The following is a 2109-nucleotide window of genomic DNA, read 5'->3' on the forward strand; positions in this document are numbered from 1 at the left end:
TGGCCGATCACGTAATTCTCAGACGGAGCCTCACAATCGATCCCGCAGCGCTTCACAGCGCGACGAAATCGGTGAGCTCAAAAAGAGAGATACGACGATCGGCACTAGTCTCTCACACGCCGAAGCCTAAGCTCCAGCCGCAAGGACAAACGCCGTCCGCGTCTCCCTTCCTCAAATCCAACAATGTCAAAGACCGGTCGATCAGGCCCGAAGACCCACCCACCAGAGACAGACAGGCGATCGCCCGGCTCTTAAGCCGGCCAATCCCGCTGAACTGTCAGAAGATGCCTCAGCGCCCGGGCCACTTCCGCGGCCGGCGCCGATGAGCGGTGTATACGCAGCGCAATCCCGGCCGTCAACAGGGTTGTTCCGGGGCGGAGCCGATTTTCTTGGACTCCTGCGGCGACGGCTGTGTGACGGCCGATTCGGTCTCTCTCCGCGAACAGCGGTTCAGGCGTCGAGGCTCAGGTTCATCCCGTCATAGGCCGGCACCACCCCGTCCGGCAGGCGCGCGGCCAGGGCCGCGTAGTCGAGGTCGGTGTGAAGGTTGGTCAGCACGGCGCGCCGGGGCTGGACCGTCTCGATCAGCGCCAGTGCGTCCGACACGGAGAAGTGCGTCGGGTGCGGCGTGTCCCGCAGCGCGTCGATGATCAGGAGATCGAGACCGCGGAGCCGATCCAGGCTCGCCTCGGGGATCAGGCTGACATCGGGCATGTAGGCGGCTCGGCCGAAGCGGAAGCCGAGGGCGGCCTCCGTACCGTGCTCGACCGGGAGCGATTCGGCCGTGATCGCGCCGCCCGGCCCGTCGAGGCTGAGCACGTCGGGGAGGTCACGCAAATCGAGGATCGGCGGATAGGCGCTGCCGGGGGGCGTCTCGAAGCAGTAGCCGAACCGTGTGGTCAGCAGCGACCGGGTCAAGGCGTCGGCATAGACCGGGATGCGCCCCCGCATGGCGATCACCAACGGGCGCAGGTCGTCGATGCCGTGGGTGTGGTCGGCATGGGCGTGGGTGTAGAGCACGCCGTCGAGGCGCCGCACATCCGCGTCGATGAGCTGCTCGCGCAGGTCGGGCGAGGTGTCGACCAGCAGGGTGGTCCGCCCTCCCCCGGATGCACGCTCAACCAGGATCGAGCAGCGGCGGCGGCGGTTGCGCGGATCCTCCGGGTTGCAGGCACCCCAGCCGCTGGCGACCCGCGGCACCCCCCCGGAGGAGCCGCAGCCGAGGATGCGCAAAGTCAGCGTTGCCGGCGCATCCTCCGAAGTCGTCACGCTGCCTCCGCAGGTTTAGCCTTGTCGAACAAGTTGAAAAAATTCGCTGTGGTGATCCGGGCGAAGTCTTCGGCGGACAGCCCCAGGGTCTCGGCCAGCGACCGGGCTGTGTCGGCCGTGTAGGCCGGCTCGTTGGTCCGCCCGCGGTGCGGCTCGGGGGCGAGGAACGGCGCGTCGGTCTCCACCAGGATCCGGTCCAGGGGCACGCTCCGGGCGATGTCGCGCAAAGCGTGCGAGCGCCGGAAGGTGACGATGCCGGAGAACGAGATCGACAGCCCGAGCTCGATCCCGACCTCGGCGAGGCGCCGGCCCGACGAGAAGCAGTGCAGCACCGCCCGGAACGGCGCCTTGCCCATCTCGTCGGTGAGCACCCGCTCCATGTGCTCGTCGGCATCCCGGGCGTGGATGACGAGCGGCAGGCCGGACAGGCGCGCCGCCGCGATATGGGCGCGCAGCACCCGCTCCTGCACGGTCTCGGGGGCGCCGTCGGGATAGTGGTAGTCGAGCCCGGCCTCGCCGATCCCGACGCAGCGGGGATGCGCGGTCGCGAGTCCCGCGATCGTCTCGGCGGGCACATCCGGCTCCTCGGCGGCCCCGTCCGGATGGGTGCCGATGGTGAACCAGATCTCGGGATGGGCCTCGGCGATCGCCCGATAGGTCCCGGCCCGGGCGACCCGGGTCGAGATGGTGAGCATGCCGGTGACGCCCGCGGCTCGGGCGCGGGCGATCACGCCGGGCAGGTCCGCGGAAAAGTCCGGGAAATCGAGGTGGCAGTGGCTGTCGATCAGCATCGTGTCTCGGATCGCTGTCAGGCCGCCGGCGTTTCGGGCCGCTCGAACC

The 2109-nt window shown here is 69.0% G+C and carries 2 protein-coding genes; both read right to left on the bottom strand.

The window, feature by feature from the left end:
- Positions 1-450: 450 nt before the first annotated feature.
- Entirely contained in the window at positions 451-1269 is an 819-nt protein-coding gene (locus tag FV233_RS29190; protein ID WP_147856680.1) for an MBL fold metallo-hydrolase, read from the bottom strand.
- Positions 1266-2060, bottom strand: coding sequence for a TatD family hydrolase (locus FV233_RS29195; protein WP_147856679.1), 795 nt, complete (start codon positions 2058-2060; stop codon positions 1266-1268). Before FV233_RS29195 ends, FV233_RS29190 begins: the two co-directional genes overlap by 4 nt.
- Between the last annotated feature and the right edge of the window lie 49 nt (positions 2061-2109).

Source organism: Methylobacterium sp. WL7, assembly GCF_008040085.1.
In the GTDB taxonomy this organism is placed as follows: Bacteria; Pseudomonadota; Alphaproteobacteria; order Rhizobiales; family Beijerinckiaceae; genus Methylobacterium; species Methylobacterium mesophilicum.